Below are 22,338 nucleotides of genomic sequence, written 5' to 3'. Positions count from 1 at the left end.
ATGTCGGGGAAACAGCCGGTCGAGGTTCTGCTGCGCCCAGCGGTGGAGTTCTATACCGTCGCGGCGTGTGCAGGCGCCGCGTTTCTGTCCTTGGTGGCACCGTGGTCGCTCGCGCTGAGCCCCGCCATGGGCGTCGGCAGTGCGCTGGCGTTCTGCGCCTACGGTGCCATCCGCTACCGCGATGCCCGCGTCATCCTGCGCTACCGGCGCAACATTCGCCGCTTGCCGCGCTACGTGATGACCAGCAAGGACGTGCCGGTCAGCCAGCAGCGTCTGTTCGTGGGGCGCGGGTTTCTGTGGGAGCAGAAACACACCCATAGGCTCATGCAGACGTACCGACCGGAATTTCGCCGCTACGTCGAGCCAACGCCGGCCTACCGGCTGGCACGCAGGCTGGAGGAACGGCTGGAGTTCGCGCCGTTCCCGCTGTCCCGGCTGCCCGCGCTCACGGGCTGGGATGTGCCTTTCAACCCGGTGCGCCCGCTGCCGCCTGTGGGCGGCCTGCCGCGCCTGCACGGCATCGAACCCGATGAGGTGGACGTCAGCCTGCCGCTGGGTGAGCGCGTCGGGCATTCGCTGGTGCTGGGCACCACGCGCGTGGGCAAGACGCGGTTGGCCGAGTTGTTCGTGACCCAGGACATTCGGCGCAAGAACGCCGACGGCGAGCACGAGGTCGTCATCGTCATCGATCCCAAGGGCGACGCCGATCTCTTGAAGCGGGTGTACGTCGAGGCCAAGCGTGCGGGCCGCGAGGGCGAGTTCTATGTCTTCCATTTGGGCTGGCCGGACATTTCCGCGCGCTACAACGCCGTGGGCCGCTTTGGGCGCATCAGCGAGGTGGCCACCCGTGTTGCAGGGCAGCTCTCCGGGGAAGGCAACAGCGCGGCATTTCGCGAGTTTGCGTGGCGCTTCGTCAACATCATCGCCCGCGCCCTGGTGGAACTGGGGCAGCGCCCGGACTACATGCTGATCCAGCGCCATGTGATCAACATCGATGCGCTGTTCATCGAGTACGCCCAGCACTACTTCGCCAAGACCGAGCCCAAGGCCTGGGAGGTGATCGTCCAGATCGAGGCCAAGCTCAACGAAAAGAACATCCCGCGCAACATGATCGGGCGCGAAAAGCGCGTGGTGGCGCTGGAGCAGTACCTCTCGCAGGCGCGCAACTATGACCCGGTGCTCGACGGCCTGCGCTCGGCAGTGCGCTACGACAAGACCTACTTCGACAAGATCGTCGCATCGCTGCTGCCCCTGCTGGAGAAGCTCACCAGCGGCAAGATCGCCCAGCTTCTGGCCCCGAACTACTCCGACCTGGCCGACCCGCGTCCGATCTTCGATTGGATGCAGGTCATCCGAAAGCGCGCCGTGGTCTATGTCGGCCTGGACGCGCTGTCCGACGCCGAGGTCGCCGCGGCGGTCGGCAATTCCATGTTCTCCGACCTGGTTTCGGTCGCCGGCCACATCTACAAGCACGGGATCGACGACGGTCTGCCGGGCGCATCGGCTGGCACGCGCGTGCCGATCAACGTCCACGCCGATGAGTTCAACGAGTTGATGGGCGACGAGTTCATTCCGCTGATCAACAAGGGCGGCGGCGCTGGCCTACAAGTTACCGCGTACACACAGACGCTCTCGGACATCGAAGCCCGCATCGGCAACCGCGCGAAGGCCGGTCAGGTGATCGGCAACTTCAACAACCTGTTCATGCTGCGCGTGCGCGAGACGGCTACCGCTGAATTGCTGACCCGGCAGTTGCCGAAGGTCGAGGTCTATACGACCACCATCGTCAGCGGCGCGACCGACAGCTCCGATATTCGTGGAGCGACAGACTTTACGTCAAACACCCAGGACCGCATCAGCATGTCCAGCGTGCCGATGATCGAGCCATCGCACATCGTCGGCCTGCCCAAAGGCCAGTGCTTCGCGCTGCTGCAGGGCGGCCAGCTTTGGAAGGTGCGCATGCCGTTGCCGGCGCCAGACCCGGATGAAGTGATGCCGGCGGACTTGCAGCAACTGGCAGGGCACATGCGCCAAAGCTACAGCGAGGCCACGCAATGGTGGGAGTTCACCAGCTCCCCGGTCTTGCAGGACGCGGCCTTGCCGGACGACTTGATCGATGAGGCGGCCATCGCCACACCCATCACCGACACGGGCGACACGGCCAGCGAAGAGGCCGCGCCATGAGCGATGCCGCCTCGACTGCGCAGCGCGAGCAGAACCGCCGCCAGGGCTTGACCGTCGGCACCATCACCTTGCCGTTCCGGCTGCTCGGGGTACTGGTCGGCTCGCTGCTGTTCTCGATCCTGATGGAGTGCATCGGCATGCACCTGTTCTGGAAAGACCAGGGCTGGCAGCACTCCCAGCAAATGTTGCAGTACGAGCTGGGGCACCTGTCCAAGCATTTCACGCGCAGCGTGGTCGTGCAGGAGCCGGGGCGAACGGCGCACGAGCTGGTGGACACCGGCTACGAATGGGTGTTCGTGCGATCGGGGCTGTTGGAGCGCATGAGCCAGACCGCCGAGCGCGCCCGCGCGCCCAGTCAGGGGCAGACACGAAACTTCCGCTACTTCATCAGCCAAGTCTATGTTTGGGCCGAAAGCTACCTGATCGCTGCCGCCTTCACCACGCTCACTTTTTTGGTGCGTCTGTTGGTCCTGGCGCTCACGCTTCCGCTGATCTTCACGGCGGCATTTGTCGGTTTGATCGACGGACTGGTGAGGCGGGATGTGCGCCGGTTCGGCGCGGGCCGCGAGTCCGGCTTTATCTACCACCGAGCGAAAGCCAGTCTGATGCCGCTGGCCGTACTGCCTTGGGTGACGTACCTGGCGCTACCGATCTCGGTGCATCCGCTCCTGATCCTGCTGCCCAGCGCCGGCTTGCTGGGACTGGCCGTGAGCCTGACTGCAGGGAGCTTCAAGAAGTACCTCTAGGCCATCAATCCGGTCATCCGCAGGTTCTTATTGTTTGCGGCCTGATACGTCTCTGATCGCCACGATCAAGCCATTGCTGATCACACAGGAATGGCGCGATGTTGGCTCCGATCTGGCTGCGCGCCGCGCATCGCGGCGTGCCCACTTTTCTCGTGACGGCCCTGCTGATGGGGCAGTCTTCGATGGCGTTGGCCGAGTCCCCGGCGCAGCGTCAGGAGCTGGTTGCTGCGCTGCGCCAGCTCGATGCGCTGGAGCGCACCGTCAAGGACAGCTCCGTGCAAACCGCCATCCAGCCGGGCGAGCGCTACCACTTCGATTACCCACGACTGCTGACTGATCTGGCCCGTGTGCGCGCTGGTATCCAGGCCCATCTCAACCCGTCGCGCGCCCAGCCGCGCGACCTTTCCGAACTGGCCGGCGAGTACCGCACCGAGCGGGCCGTCCCGCCATCGCTGCCGACGACTGTGCAGGGCAGGCCATGAACGGTGCCCAGGTCTCGGCATTTCAAGCCAACAGCGGCATCGCGCCGTCCGCAATGGCGACCGTCCTGGTCGGCGTCGTGTTCGCGGTTCTGCTCGTCTGGGGCGTCTGGGCCATCCGAACGGCCTACGTGGGGTGGGCCGAGAACCGCCTCAACCAGCGCCAGTTCCTCGGCGTCTGCATCCGCTTCGTCGCGATGTACCTCGTGCTGACTTTCTTCCTCCTCTCCTGACCTGAAGGGATTGACCATGCAAAACCGCATCCTCACTACTCGTTTTGTCCAACGCGCCGCCGTCGCCCTGGGTGCCGCCGCGCTGCCCGCGCTGTCGTTCGCGCAAGGGCTGCCGCAGTTGGAAAACCCAACCCGCGGCGCTGGCAGCGGCATCATGGAAACGATCAGGAACTACGGCTACGACATCATCATGCTCGTGGCTCTGCTGGTGGTGGCGTCGATGTTCATTGGCGTGTGCTATCACGCCTACGGCACCTACGCGGAAATCCACACCGGGCGCAAGACCTGGGGCCAGTTCGGCCTCACGGTCGCCATCGGCGCCGTCCTGCTCGTGATCGGCATCTGGCTGCTCACCGAAGCCACCGGCATCCTGTAAGCGAGGACGGGCCATGTCCGAGCAACAGCATGTCCGTGCCGATGGGACGGTCACGTTCCTTCCACACCGGCTCAACAGGCACCCGGTGGTCGTGCGCGGCCTCACCGCCGACGAGTTGTGGATTTGCTGCGGCCTGTCCGGCGCTGCCGGCCTGGTGGTCGGCGCGCCGCTGTCCTGGGTGTTCCGCACGATTGCCATCGCGCCGACCTTTGTTGTCCTGGGCGTGGCGCTGGGCGTTTTCATCGGCGGCGGCATCCTGCGCCGCCTCAAGCGTGGGCGTCCCGACACCTGGCTGTACCGGCAGTTGCAATGGCGGATTGCCACGCGCCATCCGCTGATGGCCGGTTGGGTGGGCGGCCATGTGCTGATCTCGCGCTCCGGTTTCTGGACCACCCGCAGGGGCAGGCATGGGGGCGCACGATGAGCCGTTTCAAGAACGAGATCACCCACCTGCAGGCGCACATCAAGACGCTGCGCCTCGGCGCGGGTGCGCTGGTCATCGTCGCCCTGGTCATGGGCGGCGGTTGGTGGAGCGCGCCGCGCGACCTGACCATCCACGTCCCGCCTGACCTGCGCTCCGGCAGTACCCGCAAGTGGTGGGAGGTGCCGCCCGAGTCGATCTATGCGTTCACGTTCTACGTGTTCCAGACCCTCAATCGCTGGCCCACAAATGGCGAAGAAGACTACCCGCGCAACCTCCACACGCTCTCGCCATACCTCACCCCGTCCTGCCAGGCATTCCTCAAGGCGGACTACGACTACCGCCGCAGCACCGGCGAACTGCGCCAGCGTGTGCGTGGCATCTACGAAATCCCCGGCCGCAGTTATGGCGACAACCCCACGGCGCGCGTGCGTGTGATCTCCGACCGCGACTGGGTGGTGACATTGGACATCAGCGCCGACGAGTACTACGGCGCCGAGCAGGTCAAGCGCGCCCTGGTGCGCTACCCCGTGAAGGTCGCGCGGGTGGACGTCGATCCCGCACGCAACCCGTTCGGCCTGGTGATCGACTGCTACGAGGGCACGCCCCAGCGCATCAGCGCACCGGAGCCGACGCGCCCGGTGCCTGGTGGCCTGACGCCGCAAGCGCCTCAAGGAGGTAATTCCCCATGAAGCCCATGAAGCATCCTGTACTCGCGCTGCTGGGGCTGCTGGCCGTGGCCGCCGCAGTGGTCGTGTCCCCCGCTGTCCAGGCGGTGGAGATCCTGCGTTGGGAGCGCATGCCGCTGGCGGTGCCGTTGAAGGTCGGCCAGGAGCGCATCGTGTTCATCGACCGAAACGTCCGCGTGGGCGTTCCCGCAGGCGTCGGTGAGCGCTTGCGCGTGCAGAGCGCGGGCGGCGCGGTGTACCTGCGCGCCAGCGAGCCGATCGAGCCCACTCGGCTGCAATTGCAGGACGCCGACACCGGCGCGCTGATCCTGCTCGACATTGCGGCGGAGCCGCCCAAGGACGGCGAAGCCGAGCTGGAACCGGTGCGAATCGTCGAGGGCAACAACTCAACAGCGCGCTATGGCGATCAGCCTGACGGTGCCGATGCGCCCCATGCACGCGCTCAGGAGCAGGCGGGCACCCGGACGGCGCGGCGCGAAACGCCAATCCCCGTCGTGCTGACACGTTTTGCTGCGCAGAACCTCTACGCACCGCTGCGCACCGTGGAAGCCTTGCCAGGCGTCATGCGGGTCAACCTGCGCCGCGACCTCGACCTCGGCACGCTGATGCCGACCTTGCCGGCACGCGCGGTCGCGCTCGCCTCGTGGCGCCTGGAAGACCAGTGGGTCACTGCCGTGCGCCTGACCAACAGTAGCAGCGACTGGATCAGCCTCGACCCGCGCGTGCTGCAAGGGGATTTCCTCACCGCCACCTTCCAGCACGAGGCGCTTGGCCCGCGCGGAACCCCCGAGGACACCACCGTCCTGTACCTGGTGACGCGCGGGCACGGCCTCGCGCAATCGCTGCTGCCGGCGATCCATCGCTTCGACCCCGCTGTGCATCTCCCGCAGCCCAAAGCAGCAGCCAGCGACGACAGGGAGGCCCGCCATGCGCAGTAACGGACTCCTGAAGTGGCTGCTGATCCCCGTGGCCCTGCTGGTGCTGTTTGTCGCCATCCGGCTGTTTTCCGGTGGCGGTGCGTCGGCACCGCCTGTCGCGGATGGCGGCGGCAGGCTTACGCCGGAAGAAATGAAGGCGCTGGGCATCGAGGGTGACACCCCGCGCGACACCGTGGCGACGCTGGTTGCCCAGGTGAAGCAGTTGCGCACCGAGCTTCAGACCGCGCTGTCCGACAACAGGTCGCAGCGCGAGGAGAATCAGCGACTGCGCCAGCGCGAGAGCGCCATCGACCAGCGCATCAGTTCGGCCCTCGAATCCGAGCGCTCCGACCTGCGCCGTGACCAGCAGCAGGCGGCCAGCACGCGCCAGCAGACCGAGGGGCTGCTCGCCGACCTGCAGCAGCGCCTGGACAGCATCGGCGGACGTGGCGGTGGCCATGCCGATTTGCCGGTGGGGCTGGGCCTGCGTGACGGCGACGAGGCCGGCATGGAAGGCGGTATGCGCTGGGTGGAGCCGGATGACGCGAAACAAAGCGACGGGCGTGGCAGGTCGAATGGCGGCATAAGCTTCCCCACCAGCTTCGGTTCCGCACAGAGCACGCTGGAAACCACAGCGCAAACCGTGGCGAACGCGGGCGCACGCGCGGCAGGCGTCAAGAGCCCGACGCCCGTCTATACCGTGCCGACCAACTCGACGCTGATGGGGTCGGTGGCGATGACGGCGCTGATTGGCCGCGTGCCGATCGACGGCACGGTGAACGATCCATACCCCTTCAAGGTCTTGGTCGGGCCTGACAATTTGACCGCGAACGGCATCGACATTCCCGATGTGGCCGGGGCCGTGTTCTCCGGCACCGCATCGGGCGACTGGACGCTCTCCTGCGTGCGCGGCCAGGTGCGCAGCATCACCTTCGTGTTCCATGACGGGACCATCCGCACCATCCCCGAGGATCGTGAGGGCAACCAGCAGAACAACCAACAACGCGACGGCCTGGGCTGGATCAGCGACCCGCACGGCATTCCCTGTGTCAGCGGCGAGCGGCGCAGCAATGCGCAGCAGTACCTCGGCACCCAGGCGCTGATCACGGCGGCTGGGGCTGGCGTGGCCTCGCTGATCGAATCCGACAGTGGCAGGGCGTCCTATGTCGGCGCCGACGGCTCCATCGGCAGCGTGGGCATCAGCGGCCAGGAAGCCGTGGGCCGGATTCTCGCCAGCGGCGTCCAGGACATGTCGAGCTGGGTCAACAAGCTCTACGGCCAGGCCTTCGCTGCCGTTTATGTGCAGCCCGGTGCCAAGGTCGCCGTCCACCTCGAAAAGCCGCTCGCCATCGACTTCGATCCCGAAGGCCGCAAGGTCGATCACCGCGCAGGAGAAAGCCATGCCCTCGAACTTGAATAGCTGGGCTCAGGGCCTGGCGCTGGCCTTGGCCGTCGCGCTGCTCGGTGGCTGCGCCACCAGCAAGGAAAAGCTGCTGACCCACGGCGACAGCACGATGATGAACATCTGGCAGCAGAACGCCGGCGACGGCGGCGGTGGTGCCGGCCAGGTAGCGCGCAGGCAGTTGCTCGATGCGCGCCAGAGCCTGCGCAGGCCGCTGACCGAGATGGACGTGCAGGCCGCGCCTGCCGAGCAGATGCGCTACACGCGCACGGCGCGCAACGAGGTCTACCGCCAGTTCCAGCGCCTGCCCAACCCCGATCTCGTAATGTACGTGTATCCGCATTTGGCGGGCACCGACCCAGTGCCGATTCCGGGCTATACGACCGTGTTCCCGCTGTACCAGCGCGTGCAGTACGCCATGCCAGGCGAGCGCGTGGAGGATTACTGATGCGCTGGAAACTCCCCAGACCGAAGCCGACCGCGCCGAAGCTGGCCGCATCCGATGCTGACGACGACGAGCAGCCGGACGGCTGGCAACGCCACGTCGAGGCACTGCGCCAGGTCGGCATCCCCGAACCCGGCACGGCGGTGCAAGGCCGCAGGCCGGCGACCCTGGCAGACGAGCAGGCGCTGTACGAGGTCGCGCCGTCGTTCGTGGAACTGCTGCCCTGGGTGGAGTTCCTGGCGCAGTCGAAAGCCATGTTGCTGGAGGACGGGCAATCGGTGGCGGCGTTCTACGAGCTGGTGCCGCTGGGCACCGAAGGCCGGGAACCTGGCTGGCTCGCGCAGGCCCGCGATGCCTTGGAAAACGCGCTGCAGGACAGTTTCGATGAACTGGATGAGAACCCCTGGGTGCTGCAGCTCTACGCTCAGGACGAGCCCAGTTTCGACCAGTACATGCAGACCCTGCGCGACTATGTGCAGCCGCGCGCCCGTGAGACGGCGTTCACCGAGTTCTACCTGCGCTTCTTCGGCCATCACCTGCGCGCGGTGGCCAAGCCGGGCGGCCTGTTCGAGGACACGGTGGTCACACGGCTGCGCTGGCGCGGCCAGACCCGGCGTGTGCGCATGGTGGTCTATCGCCGCGTGACCGGCCAAGGGCAAAACAGCCGCCGCGGGCAGACGCCCGAGCAGATGCTCAATATCGTTTGCGACCGCCTGTGCGGCGGACTGGCGAACGCCGGCATTCAGGCCCGGCGCATGGTGGCTGCGGATGTTCACGACTGGCTGCTGCGCTGGTTCAACCCGCGTCCCACGTTGCTTGGGCCTGGGGCCGAAGACAGGGAGCGCTTCTATGCGCTGGCGCGCTACCCCGACAGTACGGAGGCCGGCGAAGACGGCGAGATCGAATTGGCGAGCGGGCGGGATTTCAGCCAGCGGCTGTTCTTCGGCCAGCCGCGCTCCGACGTGGCGCAGGGCACCTGGCATTTCGACGGCCTGCCGCACCGCGTGCTGATCACCGACCGCCTGCGCATGCCGCCGGGCACAGGGCACCTGACCGGCGAGACACGCAAAGGCGATGCCATCAACACGCTGTTCGACCAGATGCCCGAGGACACCACCCTTTGCCTGACGATGGTCGCCACGCCGCAGGATGTCCTTGAGGCGGACTTGAACCACCTGGCCAAGAAAGCGGTCGGCGAAACCCTGGCGTCGGAGCAGACGCTCAAGGACGTGCATGAAGCCCGTTCCCTGATCGGCAGCGCGCACAAGCTCTATCGCGGCACGCTGGCGTTCTACCTGCGCGGGCGCGATGAGGCGGAACTGGACCGACGCGGCCTGGACCTGGCGAACGTCATGCTCAACGCTGGCTTGCAGCCGGTGCGCGAGGACGACGAAGTAGCGCCGCTCAACAGTTACCTGCGCTGGCTACCGTGCTGCTACAACCCCAGCCAGGATCGCAAGAAGTGGTACACGCAACTGATGTTCGCCCAGCACGCGGCGAACCTCTCGCCGGTGTGGGGGCGCAGCCAGGGCACGGGGCATCCCGGCATCACGATGTTCAACCGCGGCGGCGGGCCGATCACCTTCGACCCGCTCAACCGCCTTGACCGGCAGATGAATGCCCACCTGTTTCTGTTCGGCCCGACGGGTTCGGGCAAGTCGGCGACCCTCAACAACCTCTTGAATCAGGTCACGGCGATCTACCGGCCACGGCTGTTCATTGTCGAGGCCGGCAACAGCTTCGGCCTGTTCAGCGATTTTGCCCGGCGCCTGGGTCTGACCGTGAACCGGGTCAAACTGGCCCCAGGCTCGGGTGTGACGCTCGCGCCGTTCGCGGATGCGCGGCGGCTGATCGAGACGCCCAGCGGCGTGCAGACGCTCGACGCCGATGCGCTGGACGAAGACCTTCCACCCGATGCTGTGGCCATGGAGGCGGATGAGCAGCGCGACGTGCTGGGCGAATTGGAGATCACCGCGAGGCTGATGATCACCGGTGGCGAAGACAAGGAAGAAGCCCGGATGACGCGGGCCGACCGCTCGCTGATCCGTCAGTGCATCCTCGATGCCGCAGAACACTGCCACAGCAAGGATGGCGAGAAGCGCACCGTGCTCACGCGCGATGTGCGCAATGCGCTGCGCACGCGCAGCCAGGACCCGACGCTGCCGGAAATGCGGCGTGTGCGACTGCTGGAGATGGCCGACGCCATGGACATGTTCTGCCAAGGCACGGACGGTGAAATGTTCGACCGCGACGGTTCGCCGTGGCCCGAGGCCGACATCACCCTGGTCGATCTGGCGACCTATGCCCGCGAGGGCTACAACGCGCAGCTCTCCATTGCCTACATAAGCCTGATCAGCACGGTGAACAACATTGCCGAGCGCGATCAGTACCTGGGCCGCCCGATCATCAACGTCACCGACGAAGGGCACATCATCACCAAGAACCCGCTGCTCGCCCCCTACGTGGTGAAGATCACCAAGATGTGGCGCAAGCTGGGGGCCTGGTTCTGGCTCGCCACACAAAACATCGACGATCTGCCGCGCGCCGCAGAGCCCATGCTCAACATGATCGAGTGGTGGATCTGCCTGTCGATGCCACCCGATGAGGTGGAGAAGATCGCCCGCTTCCGCGAACTCTCGCCTGCGCAGAAGGCGCTGATGCTTTCGGCGCGCAAGGAAGCCGGGAAGTTCACCGAGGGCGTCATCCTCTCCAAGAGCCTGGAAGTGCTGTTTCGGGCCGTGCCACCGAGCCTCTATCTCGCGCTTGCGCAGACCGAACCCGAGGAGAAAGCCGAGCGTTACCAACTCATGCAACAGCACGGCATCAGTGAACTCGACGCGGCCTTCAAGGTGGCCGAGAAGATCGACCAGGCGCGCGGCATCGAGTCGCCGGCCTTGGGCCTGCCGCAATAGCCGCCGGAGACTGCCGTGAAACCGAAACATCCTTTCGTTCCTATGCCAGTCCAGGCGCTCCGCCATCGGCGCTCGCGCAAGCGCTGGCCCTGGTTCTTGGCCGCTGGATTGATCGCGCTGCTGCTGATCTGGCTCGTGTCCCGCGCACCCAGCGAACCCGCGTCGTTGGCTCCCGCGCCGGTCAGTACCGCGCAGGTGGCCGGGCCGCCCTGGCAAATGGGCAACGCGCAGGGCCGGTTCACGCTGACGCTCTATGCCGACCTCGAATGTCCGTTCTGCCGGGAGTACTTTCCGCAACTCAAACGCTGGGTGGGCGCCAACGCGGACGTAGCCCTGCAATGGCAGCACCAGCCGCTGGCCGCGCACGAACCGGCCGCCTCTGCCGAGGCACGCCTGGCCGAGTGCGCCGCCGAAAGTGGCGGGCATTTGGCCTTTTGGCAGGCCATTGAATGGGTCTATGCGCACACGCGCAGTGACGGCCTGGGCTTGCCCGAGGGCCTGCGCTATCCCGGCCTAAACCCAGCCGTCGAGCAGTGTTTGGCCAGCGAGCGGCCCGAAACGTTGATTCGCGCTCAGGCCGAGGAAGCCACCAAGGGCGGCGTGACCGCGACGCCATCCCTGCGACTACACGATCGCCAGACCAGCCAGGCGATCCTGCTGCAGGGGCCGATCGAAGGCGATGCACTGCTGTCGGCCATGGACATGCTGGCAGCTGAGGATTCGGTCGTTTCACCCACTACGGAAATGCCTGCCGACGTCGTCGGCGACATGCCCAGGTAGCCCGCGGTCATTGAGGCTACGGCGCAGCACGCTGCGCTGACCGCTACCCGTTCGCCCCGCATCCTGGCCGCGAACGATCACCGCTGCTGCGGTGATGGATGCACCTTGTTCCATTCCCTGGAGGGCCTGCCCTCCAGGGGCATGTGCGCCCTCCGATTTCCCTGCCTGGAGGTTCGCCATGTCTGTCGTCATCAATGACTCCTGCCTGGAGTCGCTTTCCGATATTTCTGTTCAGAACGAGGACTGGATCGTCCAGCAAGCCATCGTGTTGCTGGAGCGACGGGTTTTCAAAGCAGGGCCACGTCTTGAACGGCCCGCTGCGGTCAGGGACTACCTTCGCTTGAAGCTGGTCGCCGAGCCCAATGAGATATTCGTCGTCGTGTTCATGAACAGCATGCACGACGTGCTGGCCGTGGAGCCGATGTTCCATGGAACGATCAATGCGACCTCGGTTTATCCGCGTGTCGTGCTGCAGCGAGCGTTGCAACTGAACGCCGCTGCGGTCATCTTCGCCCATCAGCACCCCTCGGGCACCACCGAGCCATCCAATGCGGATCGCTTGCTGACAGAGCAGTTGAAGACGGCCTTGGCGCTTATCGACGTGCGGGTACTCGACCATTTTGTGATTGGTCAGGGCGCACCGTACTCATTCGCCGAGTCTGGTCTTTTGTAATCACAGCGGGGGCTTCGGCCTCCGCTTTTTTCCATGCGGCAGCACCGAACAGGTATGCGGGGTGCCCGCGATGCGCATTGTTTGTTGGGGCGGCAGCGGGTTCGCGTTCGACTATGGCTCTGATCAACTTCCAGGGCACGCGACATGCCAGCATCTTTATTCCGCTTCGCATCCGGCTGGCGAACCCTTGGCCTGGCCGTTGCACTGCCGGCATCCTTGGCCGTTTTCAGCCCCGCCGCCTTCGCCGCCGATGTGGTGGTCGTCACCGACAGCCGTCACCCGGTCAAGGCCATGGGTGGAGAGCGGTTGATCGAGCTGGATGAAGGCGCGCGCATCGAAGCCGAGCTTTCCGCACAGCTGCCCGCCGATCCTGAGCAGGCCACGGCCATCGTCAAGCGCCGCCTGAACAACGGCGGTGCCGACCTCCAGCGCCGAATCGCGTCGGCATACCAGGGCGTTGCCGATGCATGGAGCCTGGGCGTCACCAGCATTCCGGCGGTCGTGGTGGATCAGCGTTACGTGGTCTATGGCGAACCGGACGTGGCTCGTGCCGTCGCGCGCGTTGCGCAATACCGGAGGCCGCAGCCATGACCCGACCCTTCGAGCGGATGCGCCGCCTGCGTGCTGGCGTGGCGTCAATGCTGCTGCTCAGCGCCACGGGCAGCTACGCCCTCAACACCGCAACCATCGTTGGCTCAGTGGCATCGCCGGACTGCCTCGAATACCGCGTCGTCGGCATCTGCTACTGGCTCTATTGCACCTGGACGGGCTGCACGGTGCGCACGTCGATCAAGGTCCGCCACTACATCCCCGATGCGGTCGTCTCCAGCTACAGCAACACCGGCGAGAACCCGTGGGTCGAAGTCCGGGCGATGAGCGCGCCCAACCCGTCCGCCCAAGCGGGCGGAGATGGCACCACCAACGAGGATCACGAGAACAATCTCGCCAAGTTCAAGAATGCAGACGTGATCGGCCATCCCGGCGTCGAGGTGTTCAACCAGTTCGTCTCGTCCTCGGGCTATTTCTGCGAGGGCGCAGGCACAGCGTTCATGCCGTATCTGCTCAGCACCCTGGACACGCTGGCCTGGCGCTACAACGTGCCCGAGATGGCCTACCCGGAGGCGCTGATTCCGGGCAGGCGCGAGGTCGGCGCGCGCACCACGCTGAACCTCTGGGGCAACGTGTATCCGCGCGGCGGCTTCCTGCACCAGGCCGACGACCACAAGGCCGGCGCCGTAGTGGCCCAGCGCGCCGGCGATGTCGTCACGCGCCGTGGGCAAATCCACGTCTATCAGCCGCTGCTCGCCAACTCGCGGCCCGGCTACTGGCCTGCCGGCGCGCTGATGGAAGGCGATGCCTCGACGGGCAAGTGGCAGGAACTCACGCCCGTCCTGTCCTCGTCCTGCACGGTGTTCCCGCGCAGCGGCTTCCTGACCCAAGCCCAGCAAGGCGACTACGCCTGGGCGCTGTGGCGGCCCTATGCGTGCTGCCAACGCCGGGGTCAGGTGTTCCTTGGCAGCGTCGATTTCCAATGAGGGTACGGCGATGAAGCGTCCTGAACTGATGAACCTCTCCCCAAAGGCACGCCGCCTGCTGCGCCCCATGGTATTGGCTCGGGTATCGGCTGGGCTGCTGGCTGGCGGACTCGTTCTTGGCGGCGGCCTGGCGTGGGCGCAGACCGGCTTTCAAACCGGCGGCTCCGTGATCGGCGACGAGGTGATGTATTCGATTGGCGGCGGCAGCGCAGTGTCCATGGGCCGCGCTGCCGGCATGCGCTCGATCGGCGTCGGCGTGGGCTGGAACAGCAACCTGATCTGCGGCGACATGAGCATCCAGACCACGCTGCGCAACCAGCTCAACGGCGTCACCAACGGCTTTCAGCAGATCATGAGCAACGTGATCCAGAGCGCCACTAGCGCGGTGGCATCGCTGCCTGCGCTGATCATCCAGCGTGCTGATCCGGGCCTGTACAACCTGCTGACCAACGGCGTGCTGCAGGCGCGGCTGGATTTCGACCGCTCCAAGCTGACCTGCCGCGCCATGGCCGAGAAGATGGCCGACACGGCGGGCGGACAGCTCGGCTGGAGCCAGATGGCCGAAGGCATGGCACTGCGCGATGCGGTGTCGAGCACGGACGCCGTGTCGGCGATTGAGCAGGCAGAGACGCGCCGTGGCAACGACGGCGTGCCCTGGGTCGGCGGCAGCAATGCGGGGGGCGCAGGTCAGTCGGCCATCCGCGTGGTCGGCGACGTCACCCGCGCGGGCTACAACCTGGTCAACGGCCGCGGCGTGACCGACACGTCGTCCATCGCTTCCGCCAGTTGCGCGAGCCTGTCCTGCCAGACCTGGACCTCGCCACAGCAGGCGACCGAATGGGCCACACGGGTTCTCGGCGAACAGGTACAGCGCACTTGCGATGCCTGCACCAAGACCGAAACGGTGCCCGGCGTCGGGCTGACGCCGCTGATCCAGGAGGAGTACGAGGCAAAGCTGGAAGCCTTGCAGGAACTGGTCTCGGGAACGCGCAACACCACCTTCGAGAACCTGCGCGCGGCTGGCAGCACCTCGCTGCCCATCACGCGCGGCGTCATCGAGGCGCTGCGCGACGAGCCTGACCAAGACCTGCTGGCGCGGCGCCTGGCCTCGGAGGTCGCGCTGGCGTCGGTGCTGGAGAAGGCATTGCTGCTCCAGCGCACCCTGCTGACCGGCAAGAAGGAGCCCAACGTCGTGGCGAACCAGTTGGCGGTCGAGGCCGTGAACCACGAGAGCGACACGCTCGACCAGGAGATCCGCAACCTCAAGACCGAACTGGAGCTGCGCCGCGAGCTGGCGAACAACTCGCCGATGGCCATCATCCAGCGCCACGGCACGCGCGCGGCTGGCTCGCGTGGCATCTACGAAGGCGATCCCATTCCCGACCGCCTTGACCGGCTCCAGAAGGGCAGTCCGGGAGGCAACCCATGAACCTGCCGCGCGCCAGTTGGCTGCGCCCGCGCTGGCTGCTGAATCGGCGCGCGGCGAAGGCGTTGCTGTGGACGGTGGTGCTCGTTGCTGCCGCCGTGGGTGCCAACGTCGTCGGCATTTACCTCGTCGGCAGCGTCGCCAGCTGGGAACTGTGGCTGACGGCCACGGCGGGTTACTTCCTTGTGTGGCGACTGTGCCTGTACGGCGCAACAGCCTATGGCTGGGTCTGGATGCGTCGCCGACTGCTGGCGCGCGAGGCCCAGCGCGGAGCGGATAGGCAGGCGCGACGGCGCCTGCTGCGCAGCGAGATCGCCGGCGTCGCCGCCATTGTGGCGCTGGAAGCCAGCCTGTTGATGCAGGCCGCTTGAGGGGGCGAGGACATGACGCTTTTCACCACCGACTACTTGGAGTACTACCTGACGCTGGTGTCGTGGATCGTCCATAACGGCATCTGGGCCGTGCTGGTGGCGAGCGGTGTATTCGCGCTGCCTTTCATTGCCATCATCGTGCAAGAGTGGCTGAAGGCCCGTGCGGAGGGTGCCGACGAAGGCAACAAGGGCGTGCTCTCGGCTGCGCGCATTGAGAACCGGGTGTTCGTCGCCATCGTGGTGGTGATGTTCGCCGGCATCCCATTCATCGACGTGGATCTCAACACCATCCGCTACGACAGCTCGCGCTCGGCCCAATGCCAAGTCAGCGTGCCGCAGCCCACCGATACCGGCTGGTCGCAGTCCTTCAGCACTATCAACAACCAGTCGGCGAAGGTGCCCGTCTGGTGGGCCTTTATGCACACACTCTCGCGAGCAGTGACCGGTGCCTCTGTGGCGGCGATTCCCTGCGGCACCGACTTGCGGCAGATGCGCATGGAGATCGACGCGACGCGCATCGACGACCCGGTATTGGCTCAGGAAGTGGCGGATTTCTCGCGGGACTGCTACGGACCGGCACGCGCCAAGCTCTTCATGCTGCGCCCGGACCTCGATGAGACACAAATGCACGACGTGACCTGGATCGGCTCGCGCTTCTTCACGGACACCGGCGGCTACTACGACAGCTATCGCTCCAGCACACCACGCGATGACTGGCCCTACGACAGCAACCGTGATGCCGGGCTTGCGCAGGTGGCCAGCGGTGGCGGCTATCCGTCCTGCAGGCAGTGGTGGGCCGATGGCAGCAATGGCCTGCGCGCACGCCTGCTGGGGCAGGTAGACCCAAGCCTGCTGAATCGCCTGGCGGGCTGGGCCGGCTTTCTGAGCCGAGCCGAGGTGGACGACTCGGTAATCCGCACCATCGCCTCGCCGCGGCAGCAGAAACTGAACCAGGGCAACGTCTATACGGACTACGGCGGCCAAATCGACAAGACCCTGCCAAACATCGTGACGCGGGCCACGGGCGACGTCGGCATGGCTGTCGGCGCGATTGCCGCGTTTCCCGCCATGGACGTGGTGCGCCAAGCGCTGCCCATGGTGCTCGGCTTGCTCAAGATGGCGCTGGTCATCTGCATCCCGCTGGTGCTGGTTGTGGGCACCTATGACTTGAAGACGGTCGTTACCGTGAGCGTCGTGCAGTTCGCGCTGTTCTTCGTCGATTTCTGGTTCCAGCTCGCGCGCTGGATCGACAGCACCATCCTCGATGCGCTTTATGGCTGGGGCTTCGGCTGGAACCGGCCACACGCCAACTTCGATCCACTGGTGGGGCTGAACAACGCCTTTGGCGACCTGTTGTTGAACTTCGTTATGGGGACGATGTTCATCGTGCTGCCCACCTTTTGGATCGGTGCGCTGACCTGGGCCGGAATCCGCGCTGGAACGATCGCAAACAGTTTCTCAGCAGGTACGAGGGACGCAGGCGCTGCCGGTGGAAAAGGAGCTGGCGCAATGTCAAGGAAGTTGAAGTGACGCACGCTCAAGCCGAGTGTCAGTCATCATCCTTGTACATCTCATGAGATGTGTCGTTGTAGAGATTCGGGTCATAACCCGGTGTCTCTCGAAGTTCTTCCAAGGTGGTAGGAAACTGCAAATGGAACTCTTCGTCTGAATGGCTCTGATTTGCTGCCCATCCCACAGCCACGACACAAACCAACAGCAGTGCCAGCCAGAACGCGGAATAGAGCAGTACACCGAGCACGGCCAGCTTGACCACCCACAACAGCACGGTGGCACCAGCTACCGGCACGCCCTCGGATACCAACCAGTTCGACGCCCGCCGTTCGCCACGCGCATAGGCGCGCCATCGACGGCCAAAGCTGCGGCCGAGGCGTTCTGCGGTGCTGATGCGGGTCGTCGTGTTCATGGTCGTCACCTGCTACATGTGAGATCGCTACTCCAGTTTGCTCCAATCCTGCTTGCTTGCCTGTACCAATGCGCTCCATTCGTCCGGCGGGTTCCCGCGCCCGAGCATCTTCTCGAACACGGCATACGGGTCCGATTTGCTTCCCGAAGACCGCAGGGTCTGTTCATCGTTGACCCATGCGTACACGATGACCTTCGCCTTCGAGTCGTAGCGGAAGAACAGCCGGTATCGCCTTCCGAGCTTGGCTCGCCGCCAATGGCGATAGGCCGGCCCCATGGTGTTGCCTTGACGGTACTCGTCGCGCGCCGGATCACTCGGCACCACGTCTTGTATCAACTGGGTCAAGGCCCGGAAGAACTTGACGTTGGCGTTCGATCCGAACCCTTCCGGGTCGTTGTCTTGGGCGCGCAGCACAGCCGCGCACAGCTTCATCATCTGCTCGATCAGGTTGTCGTGGAACAGCAGTGTCCAGCCATGCTGTTGCATCAGATTTCCACGTCCTCATCGAAATCATCGCCCAGGTCCACCTTGTGTCCCGCGTGCTCCAGCATTGTGCGAGCCAGATCCTCGGGCAGGCCGCGCACATTCCGGCCCGCTTCAATGTCGCGGGCCAGCAGGGTCAGGAACGCGGCAATGGCAGGGTCCTCGTGCTCGGCATCGGCGCGGGTCACGACGACCTCACTGCCACGAAGCTCGAACGCGAGCTTGCTGCCGGTATCGGCGCCAAGCGCCTGTCGGATGGACTTGGGCAGCGTGATCTGGCCTTTGGAGGTCAGCGTGGCAACTTCGTGAATGGCAGGCATGGCGGCTCTCCTGATCGCAATGCCTGCATTGTAAGGAAATATCCTTACCTCGTCAATGAGAGGTCTCACCAGGGTTCTCCAGCATCCAACAATGAACCTCATCGTAGGGTGGGAACAGCCAGCCTTCCCGCATCAATCCGGCCCCGCCACACCCGCATTGACGGTGGACGACCAATGCTCACCGCTCTATATCCAAAGGCTTCTAAAGGCCAAAAGGTCAAAGGGAGCAAGGGAATGGGTGCAAGGGGAAAGGCCCTACCCGAAAAGGCGAAAAAGCCTCCCGCTTGGCCCGCCACCAGGACACCCACATGCTCTCTCTGTTCCAGCGAAAACGGCCCCCAGGCGCTGCCGCTCCGTCGCCAGCACCCGCCACCGACCTCCCGAAAGGGCTGATCAGGCCGGAATCGGCCGCATCGCTGCTGGCGACACCGCGCCGACAGAAACTGCTGGAACACATCTGGCAGCGCACCTCGCTCTCGCGCAAGCAGTTCGCCGCGCTGTACCGTGCGCCGCTGGAACGTTATGCCGAGCTGGTCCAGGCTTTCCCTGCCTCCGAAGCGCATCACCATGCCTACCCAGGCGGCATGCTCGACCACGGTCTGGAAATCGTCGCCTACAGCCTGAAGCTGCGCCAGTCTCATCTGCTGCCGATCGGCGCCAACCCCGAGGATCAGGCCGCGCAAGCCGAGGCGTGGACTGCTGCCATCGCCTACGCCGCACTGCTGCACGACATCGGCAAGATCGCTGTCGATCTGCACGTCGAGCTAGCCGACGGCAATACCTGGCATCCGTGGCACGGCCCGCTGCACCAGCCATACCGCTTCCGCTACCGTGACGATCGCGAGTACCGCCTGCACAGCGCCGCGACAGGTTTGCTCTACCGGCAACTGCTTGACCGTGAAGTCCTGGACTGGCTCAGCAGCTACCCATCACTGTGGGCACCGCTGCTTTATGTCCTGGCCGGGCAGTACGAGCATGCAGGGGTGCTGGGCGAACTGGTGGTGCAGGCCGACCGGGCTTCCGTGGCCCAGGAACTGGGTGGCGATCCTGCGCGCGCCATGGCTGCGCCCAAGCACGCGCTGCAACGCAAGCTGCTGGACGGGCTGCGTTACCTGCTCAAGGAGGAGCTGAAGCTGAACCAACCCGAGGCCTCCGATGGCTGGCTCACCGAGGATGGTTTGTGGCTGGTCAGCAAGACTGTCTCAGACAAGCTGCGGGCGCACTTGCTGTCCCAGGGCATAGACGGCATCCCAGCGAACAACACCGCCGTGTTCAACGTGCTGCAGGATCACGGCATGTTGCAGCCCACGCCGGACGGCAAAGCGATCTGGCGTGCTACCGTGACCAGTTCCACCGGCTGGACCCACTCGTTTACGTTGCTACGGCTGGCACCCGCGCTGATCTGGGAATCTGGTGAGCGACCGGCGCCCTTTTCCGGGACGGTGATGATCGATACGCCCCCCGCAGGCGAAGATGTCGAGGCAGGGGCCACCCTTTCTGCGGACGGCGCGACGTCCGCTTTGGAGAACCAAAACGCTCCGCCAGCGGAAGGTAGTGACATCGCATCGGCCCCTCCATCCAAGGCACCGGCCATACCCGACGTCATGGCGGACATGCTGGCAATGGTGGGAACGGGAAACTCGCCAACCACCGATCAAGATGTGGAAACCGCCCCGGACGAAACACCCATCGTTCTTTCCGATACGCCCCTGCCGACCTTGGCCGCCGCTGCGCCTTCGCGACCGGCCTCCACGTCCTCGACGGCACAGCCATCCGGCGAGCACTTCATGGAGTGGCTGAAACAGGGCATCGCCACGCGGCGGCTCATTATCAACGATGCGAAAGCGCTGGTGCATACCGTGAGCGACACCGCCTACCTGGTCAGCCCTGGCGTATTCCAGCGCTATGCGCAGGAACATCCGCAGGTAGGTAAACTGGCCAAACAGGAGAACCTGCAGGATTGGCAGTGGGTGCAGAAGCGCTTCGAGCGACTGCAATTGCATCGCAAACAGCCGAGTGGGTTGAACATCTGGACATGCGAAGTCACTGGCCCCAGAAAGTCACGGAAACTGCATGGCTATCTGCTTCTCGAACCCAGCTCGATATTCAATGACGAGCCCCCAAATAATCCATTCTTGAAGTTGGCTTAATCTACGCGAACTTCCTGTGCAATTGCTCGTGGCTGCCGCCATCTGCACGGCCCCTGCGCGAGATTCGCTCGGCTGAGGCTCATCGCTAATCAGGTCATGGATTGTTCCAGCAACCTGGGCTTCGCGAATCGAAGAATGTCACATCTGTGGCAGGCAAGGATCGACCAGCAGCCTTCAGAACCTGGTGGCAGAACGCTTGCTGATCTCCATCCGGCTGACCAGTGAAAACCGAGACGGCCATTCGCTTTGGCTTATTCGCCGCGATGGCATCAAACACGTGTTGGTCTCGTTCGTCAAAGCTCCAGCCATAGACGACCAGATCCTCCCCGAGCGCCGGCAGCACCTCCTCATACACATTCGTCAGGTAGTGGCTCCGACGAATCGCTGCGACTTTCTGCTTACTGGTGCCCTCGCTAACAAACACGGGCACGTAGTTCCGGGACGACCACCTGAGAGTTATCGTTTCGAGCAGGTCACCTGCGGCTCCTGCACCAACAGAAATCTTTGTCTCATCACCAATGTAGTCACGCGCCATGGCGAGACTGCCATGAGGATAAAACACTAGCGTGGCCCCACCGGCCGGGGGAAGTGGCCTGCGCAGATACCCCCAATCCGCCTGGAATTCCCCATGATGGAATGCGTCTTTGAACCAGCTACCGTTTGCCGCATTGAACAGCAGCATGGCCCAGTACAAGGTGAGGTCGTAGTTCAGACTGACGACAGTGGGAAACGCGCTCGCGAATGTACCGACCCGTTGTAGGTCGGCGGCGACATCGGCATGTATCGGATGCACGCTGTGCACAGCTTCGATCAGTGCTGATCGCACTTCCGCATAAGCCGCAGAGATGTCGGCAGACGGAGTTCCCAAGGCGACGTTGACGTGCTCCGCATACCAGCATGCGAGCAACACATGCTCAAAGTCAGTCGTCCCGAGCTTGGCGAATATTGGCGCAGTGGTTGCGAGCAACCCTTTTGCGTCGGCAACGCTGTGGAGTGTTGGATATGCAAACTCCTTGTGGATGGCGATGCTGGCGCCGTTACCCAGAAGGAGGGAGCTCCAACTTTCCGCGCTGATGTCCGCCCAAGTGTCGATTCCTATTCTGTCCATGTTCTTTACGAGCCCGTTTTCATCGCGTGGCCTGGCACGCAGAGTCTCAGCTGCAAGCCGCTCACCTCAAAGCGCGCCTCGCAACGCAACGAACTGGTTACTCGGACCTTCTGATCGAAGGATCAGGTTCGGGCTGTTCGCCACCAAGTAAGCCAAAGGCCGCGTCAAGTTGAACGGGAACAGCACGGGCAGCGACTGCAGGCTGGGCACTGAAACCGGCTTGCCGGCGTAGCGCACGACAGCTTCGATCAGCCAAACTGTGAGTTCATCGTTGTCGATACCCGTCTGTGGCAGGCGAATGACCCGCTTGCCTTTCTCGACCCGCTCCACTGCGCCCCAGCTCGCCTGACTCTGAATCACCATGTTGGTCATGCGCCGGGTGCCTTCGCGCTCCCCATAGGTTTCACTCATGCGCCGATGCACTTCTGCAGCGGCGCAGTCGCCCTGGATGGCGGACAGGCGGCCCACCAGCTCGGCCACCTTGCCAAAGAACGGGTACGTCGCCACGGACATGCCCCAGCACAGTGCTGAGACGGGAATGTCCAGCTGCGTGTTGTGGATGGCCACGCCGCGATCGGCGTAATCGACCAGTTCGGCGCGCGGCTCCAGCCACAGCCGATTCAGAACGGTGCGCGTTTTCTTCTTGGCTTCCACGCCAAGCTCGGCTGCATCGAGCAGTGCATTCAGATCATCTAGCCCAGCCACGCCTGCACGAACATTCAGTGCCGCAGCCGCCCAATCAAGCTGAATGAACCGATCAAAGC

At 64.6% G+C, this 22,338-nt stretch carries 24 protein-coding genes; 19 read left to right on the top strand and 5 right to left on the bottom strand.

The genetic code is table 11. The annotated features are described in order from the left end of the window. The 18 genes from traD (at nt 1) to QMY55_RS12510 (ending at nt 17,119) form a co-directional block, all read left to right on the top strand. Nucleotides 1-2,184 carry a type IV conjugative transfer system coupling protein TraD gene (traD, locus tag QMY55_RS12595; protein ID WP_125277440.1) on the top strand — a complete coding sequence of 728 codons (2,184 nt, stop codon included), beginning with the start codon at nt 1-3 and terminating at the stop codon, nt 2,182-2,184. Beyond that, nucleotides 2,181-2,930: a TIGR03747 family integrating conjugative element membrane protein gene (locus tag QMY55_RS12590; RefSeq protein WP_125277441.1), complete on the top strand. Its 750-nt coding sequence runs from the start codon at nt 2,181-2,183 to the stop codon at nt 2,928-2,930. The genes traD and QMY55_RS12590 overlap by 4 nt, the downstream gene beginning before the upstream one ends. A 98-nt stretch (nt 2,931-3,028) precedes the next feature. Continuing rightward, on the top strand, nt 3,029-3,412 hold the full coding sequence (locus QMY55_RS12585) for an integrative conjugative element protein, RAQPRD family (RefSeq protein WP_125277442.1): 384 nt from the start codon (nt 3,029-3,031) through the stop codon (nt 3,410-3,412). Beyond that, entirely contained in the window at nt 3,409-3,642 is a 234-nt protein-coding gene (locus QMY55_RS12580) for a TIGR03758 family integrating conjugative element protein (protein WP_022579861.1), read from the top strand. The genes QMY55_RS12585 and QMY55_RS12580 overlap by 4 nt, the downstream gene beginning before the upstream one ends. A gap of 16 nt (nt 3,643-3,658) precedes the next feature. Next, nucleotides 3,659-4,018, top strand: coding sequence for a TIGR03745 family integrating conjugative element membrane protein (locus QMY55_RS12575; protein WP_125277443.1), 360 nt, complete (start codon nt 3,659-3,661; stop codon nt 4,016-4,018). A 13-nt stretch (nt 4,019-4,031) separates the two neighbouring features. Then, nucleotides 4,032-4,442 carry a TIGR03750 family conjugal transfer protein gene (locus QMY55_RS12570; protein WP_125277444.1) on the top strand — a complete coding sequence of 137 codons (411 nt, stop codon included), beginning with the start codon at nt 4,032-4,034 and terminating at the stop codon, nt 4,440-4,442. Further along, entirely contained in the window at nt 4,439-5,131 is a 693-nt protein-coding gene (locus QMY55_RS12565; protein WP_125277445.1) for a PFL_4703 family integrating conjugative element protein, read from the top strand. Before QMY55_RS12570 ends, QMY55_RS12565 begins: the two co-directional genes overlap by 4 nt. Further along, entirely contained in the window at nt 5,128-6,066 is a 939-nt protein-coding gene (locus QMY55_RS12560) for a TIGR03749 family integrating conjugative element protein (RefSeq protein ID WP_014596094.1), read from the top strand. The genes QMY55_RS12565 and QMY55_RS12560 overlap by 4 nt, the downstream gene beginning before the upstream one ends. After that, nucleotides 6,056-7,465, top strand: a complete 1,410-nt coding sequence (locus QMY55_RS12555) for a TIGR03752 family integrating conjugative element protein (RefSeq protein WP_125277446.1) — start codon at nt 6,056-6,058, stop codon at nt 7,463-7,465. The genes QMY55_RS12560 and QMY55_RS12555 overlap by 11 nt, the downstream gene beginning before the upstream one ends. Beyond that, on the top strand, nt 7,446-7,895 hold the full coding sequence (locus tag QMY55_RS12550) for a TIGR03751 family conjugal transfer lipoprotein (protein WP_012205987.1): 450 nt from the start codon (nt 7,446-7,448) through the stop codon (nt 7,893-7,895). Before QMY55_RS12555 ends, QMY55_RS12550 begins: the two co-directional genes overlap by 20 nt. Further along, nucleotides 7,895-10,804, top strand: coding sequence for a conjugative transfer ATPase (locus QMY55_RS12545; protein ID WP_125277447.1), 2,910 nt, complete (start codon nt 7,895-7,897; stop codon nt 10,802-10,804). The genes QMY55_RS12550 and QMY55_RS12545 overlap by 1 nt, the downstream gene beginning before the upstream one ends. 42 nt (nt 10,805-10,846) lie before the next feature. Further along, complete coding sequence (locus tag QMY55_RS12540; protein WP_407650692.1) at nt 10,847-11,584, top strand: DsbA family protein; 738 nt, start codon at nt 10,847-10,849, stop codon at nt 11,582-11,584. Between the two features lie 178 nt (nt 11,585-11,762). Next, complete coding sequence (gene radC, locus QMY55_RS12535; protein WP_026383922.1) at nt 11,763-12,257, top strand: RadC family protein; 495 nt, start codon at nt 11,763-11,765, stop codon at nt 12,255-12,257. A 144-nt stretch (nt 12,258-12,401) separates the two neighbouring features. Then, on the top strand, nt 12,402-12,848 hold the full coding sequence (locus QMY55_RS12530) for a TIGR03757 family integrating conjugative element protein (RefSeq protein ID WP_125277449.1): 447 nt from the start codon (nt 12,402-12,404) through the stop codon (nt 12,846-12,848). Continuing rightward, entirely contained in the window at nt 12,845-13,792 is a 948-nt protein-coding gene (locus QMY55_RS12525) for a TIGR03756 family integrating conjugative element protein (RefSeq protein WP_125277450.1), read from the top strand. The genes QMY55_RS12530 and QMY55_RS12525 overlap by 4 nt, the downstream gene beginning before the upstream one ends. A 10-nt stretch (nt 13,793-13,802) precedes the next feature. Beyond that, nucleotides 13,803-15,221 carry an integrating conjugative element protein gene (locus tag QMY55_RS12520; RefSeq protein ID WP_125277451.1) on the top strand — a complete coding sequence of 473 codons (1,419 nt, stop codon included), beginning with the start codon at nt 13,803-13,805 and terminating at the stop codon, nt 15,219-15,221. 2 nt (nt 15,222-15,223) lie between these two features. Next, on the top strand, nt 15,224-15,589 hold the full coding sequence (locus QMY55_RS12515) for a hypothetical protein (RefSeq protein ID WP_456064502.1): 366 nt from the start codon (nt 15,224-15,226) through the stop codon (nt 15,587-15,589). 12 nt (nt 15,590-15,601) lie between these two features. Further along, on the top strand, nt 15,602-17,119 hold the full coding sequence (locus QMY55_RS12510) for a conjugal transfer protein TraG N-terminal domain-containing protein (RefSeq protein WP_125277453.1): 1,518 nt from the start codon (nt 15,602-15,604) through the stop codon (nt 17,117-17,119). A gap of 19 nt (nt 17,120-17,138) precedes the next feature. On the opposite strand, the gene QMY55_RS12505 is transcribed toward QMY55_RS12510, so the two are convergent. The 3 genes from QMY55_RS12505 to QMY55_RS12495 are packed head-to-tail and all read right to left on the bottom strand — an operon-like array spanning nt 17,139 to nt 18,316. Continuing rightward, nucleotides 17,139-17,513 carry a DUF3742 family protein gene (locus QMY55_RS12505; protein WP_125277454.1) on the bottom strand — a complete coding sequence of 125 codons (375 nt, stop codon included), beginning with the start codon at nt 17,511-17,513 and terminating at the stop codon, nt 17,139-17,141. Nucleotides 17,514-17,540: 27 nt separating this feature from the next. Then, nucleotides 17,541-17,999 carry a type II toxin-antitoxin system YhaV family toxin gene (locus tag QMY55_RS12500; RefSeq protein WP_125277455.1) on the bottom strand — a complete coding sequence of 153 codons (459 nt, stop codon included), beginning with the start codon at nt 17,997-17,999 and terminating at the stop codon, nt 17,541-17,543. Next, nucleotides 17,999-18,316: a type II toxin-antitoxin system PrlF family antitoxin gene (locus QMY55_RS12495; RefSeq protein ID WP_022580070.1), complete on the bottom strand. Its 318-nt coding sequence runs from the start codon at nt 18,314-18,316 to the stop codon at nt 17,999-18,001. Before QMY55_RS12495 ends, QMY55_RS12500 begins: the two co-directional genes overlap by 1 nt. Before the next feature lie 308 nt (nt 18,317-18,624). Between QMY55_RS12495 and mobH the strand changes: the two genes are divergently transcribed. After that, the gene (gene mobH, locus QMY55_RS12490) at nt 18,625-20,466 is read left to right on the top strand and encodes a MobH family relaxase (protein WP_125277456.1); all 1,842 of its coding nucleotides are present in this window, start codon (nt 18,625-18,627) and stop codon (nt 20,464-20,466) included. Nucleotides 20,467-20,560: 94 nt separating this feature from the next. Here mobH and QMY55_RS12485 read toward each other — a convergent pair whose 3' ends face one another. Both QMY55_RS12485 and QMY55_RS12480 read right to left on the bottom strand, forming a co-directional pair. Further along, on the bottom strand, nt 20,561-21,574 hold the full coding sequence (locus QMY55_RS12485; protein WP_125277457.1) for a DUF4917 family protein: 1,014 nt from the start codon (nt 21,572-21,574) through the stop codon (nt 20,561-20,563). A gap of 66 nt (nt 21,575-21,640) precedes the next feature. After that, on the bottom strand, nt 21,641-22,279 hold the full coding sequence (locus tag QMY55_RS12480; protein WP_283484583.1) for a hypothetical protein: 639 nt from the start codon (nt 22,277-22,279) through the stop codon (nt 21,641-21,643). Nucleotides 22,280-22,338: the final 59 nt, after the last annotated feature.

Origin of the sequence: Comamonas resistens (assembly GCF_030064165.1) — a bacterium.
In the GTDB taxonomy this organism is placed as follows: Bacteria; Pseudomonadota; Gammaproteobacteria; order Burkholderiales; family Burkholderiaceae_C; genus Comamonas; species Comamonas resistens.
Note: the sequence above shows the minus strand (reverse complement) of the source record. Positions and strands in the feature narration are given on the sequence as shown.

Excerpts from the sequence above, each read along its gene's own strand:
- QMY55_RS12590 (WP_125277441.1), top strand. The coding sequence starts at position 2,181 with ATGAGCGATGCCGCCTCGACTGCGCAGCGCGAGCAGAACCGCCGCCAG.
- QMY55_RS12540 (WP_407650692.1), top strand. The coding sequence starts at position 10,847 with ATGCCAGTCCAGGCGCTCCGCCATCGGCGCTCGCGCAAGCGCTGGCCC.
- QMY55_RS12585 (WP_125277442.1), top strand. The coding sequence starts at position 3,029 with ATGTTGGCTCCGATCTGGCTGCGCGCCGCGCATCGCGGCGTGCCCACT.
- QMY55_RS12560 (WP_014596094.1), top strand. The coding sequence starts at position 5,128 with ATGAAGCCCATGAAGCATCCTGTACTCGCGCTGCTGGGGCTGCTGGCC.
- QMY55_RS12495 (WP_022580070.1), bottom strand. The coding sequence starts at position 18,316 with ATGCCTGCCATTCACGAAGTTGCCACGCTGACCTCCAAAGGCCAGATC.
- QMY55_RS12550 (WP_012205987.1), top strand. The coding sequence starts at position 7,446 with ATGCCCTCGAACTTGAATAGCTGGGCTCAGGGCCTGGCGCTGGCCTTG.
- traD (WP_125277440.1), top strand. The coding sequence starts at position 1 with ATGTCGGGGAAACAGCCGGTCGAGGTTCTGCTGCGCCCAGCGGTGGAG.
- mobH (WP_125277456.1), top strand. The coding sequence starts at position 18,625 with ATGCTCTCTCTGTTCCAGCGAAAACGGCCCCCAGGCGCTGCCGCTCCG.
- radC (WP_026383922.1), top strand. The coding sequence starts at position 11,763 with ATGTCTGTCGTCATCAATGACTCCTGCCTGGAGTCGCTTTCCGATATT.
- QMY55_RS12520 (WP_125277451.1), top strand. The coding sequence starts at position 13,803 with ATGAAGCGTCCTGAACTGATGAACCTCTCCCCAAAGGCACGCCGCCTG.
- QMY55_RS12545 (WP_125277447.1), top strand. The coding sequence starts at position 7,895 with ATGCGCTGGAAACTCCCCAGACCGAAGCCGACCGCGCCGAAGCTGGCC.
- QMY55_RS12580 (WP_022579861.1), top strand. The coding sequence starts at position 3,409 with ATGAACGGTGCCCAGGTCTCGGCATTTCAAGCCAACAGCGGCATCGCG.
- QMY55_RS12485 (WP_125277457.1), bottom strand. The coding sequence starts at position 21,574 with ATGGACAGAATAGGAATCGACACTTGGGCGGACATCAGCGCGGAAAGT.
- QMY55_RS12505 (WP_125277454.1), bottom strand. The coding sequence starts at position 17,513 with ATGAACACGACGACCCGCATCAGCACCGCAGAACGCCTCGGCCGCAGC.
- QMY55_RS12530 (WP_125277449.1), top strand. The coding sequence starts at position 12,402 with ATGCCAGCATCTTTATTCCGCTTCGCATCCGGCTGGCGAACCCTTGGC.
- QMY55_RS12565 (WP_125277445.1), top strand. The coding sequence starts at position 4,439 with ATGAGCCGTTTCAAGAACGAGATCACCCACCTGCAGGCGCACATCAAG.
- QMY55_RS12500 (WP_125277455.1), bottom strand. The coding sequence starts at position 17,999 with ATGCAACAGCATGGCTGGACACTGCTGTTCCACGACAACCTGATCGAG.
- QMY55_RS12575 (WP_125277443.1), top strand. The coding sequence starts at position 3,659 with ATGCAAAACCGCATCCTCACTACTCGTTTTGTCCAACGCGCCGCCGTC.
- QMY55_RS12510 (WP_125277453.1), top strand. The coding sequence starts at position 15,602 with ATGACGCTTTTCACCACCGACTACTTGGAGTACTACCTGACGCTGGTG.
- QMY55_RS12525 (WP_125277450.1), top strand. The coding sequence starts at position 12,845 with ATGACCCGACCCTTCGAGCGGATGCGCCGCCTGCGTGCTGGCGTGGCG.
- QMY55_RS12555 (WP_125277446.1), top strand. The coding sequence starts at position 6,056 with ATGCGCAGTAACGGACTCCTGAAGTGGCTGCTGATCCCCGTGGCCCTG.
- QMY55_RS12570 (WP_125277444.1), top strand. The coding sequence starts at position 4,032 with ATGTCCGAGCAACAGCATGTCCGTGCCGATGGGACGGTCACGTTCCTT.